This is a genomic window from Bartonella sp. TS82HLJMH (genome assembly GCF_042193495.1).
GTDB lineage: Bacteria > Pseudomonadota > Alphaproteobacteria > Rhizobiales > Rhizobiaceae > Bartonella > Bartonella grahamii.
Window position 1 is genome coordinate 1 of the sequence record NZ_JBHILU010000099.1, and the last position, 623, is coordinate 623.

Below are 623 nucleotides of genomic sequence, written 5' to 3' on the forward strand. Positions count from 1 at the left end.
GATATGGGAAACCGGTATTTGGCAAGTCATTCTGCTTGTGTTGGTCCTTATCAGTTAGAGAGTTGGCGTTCTGGAGAAGGGATTTTATTGCGTGCAAGCTCCAATTATTGGGGTGAGGCGCCTAAATTAAAGAAGATTTTAATTCGTCATGTCGCGGAGCCTGGAACACAACGTTTATTGTTGCAAAAACACGATATTGATGTGGCGCGTAATTTGATGCCAGAGGATTTGGCAGATCTCCAAGCAACAACGGATATTAAGGTTGAAAAAGTGTTAGAGCCATCCGTGATCATATGGGGGTTCAATGTGACAAATCCAGTTTTTGCTAAGGAAAAAGTGCGTTTAGCGATGCGCTATCTTATTGATTATGAAGGACTCAGTAAGACCCTTCTCAAAGATGTTGGTGTTTTACGTGCAAGTTTTATTCCTCTTGGGAATCTTGGAGCTTTGGATGAAAAAGAAGGACAACCCTTTAAACTTGATCTCCAAAAAGCAAAGCAGCTTTTAACGGAAGCCGGTTACCCAGATGGTTTTGAGGCCAGTATTTTTGCTGGTGCCTCTCCTTATCCTTTTGCTTTGCCTATTGCTCAGTCTCTCCAAGACAACGCAAAAAAGGTTGGGGT

The 623-nt window shown here is 42.5% G+C and carries 1 protein-coding gene; it reads left to right on the forward strand.

All coding sequences use genetic code 11. The features are described 5' to 3' along the window. Positions 1–623 (forward strand): ABC transporter substrate-binding protein (locus ACFIKO_RS09460; RefSeq protein ID WP_375673926.1); only part of this gene is annotated, 623 nt, incomplete at both ends.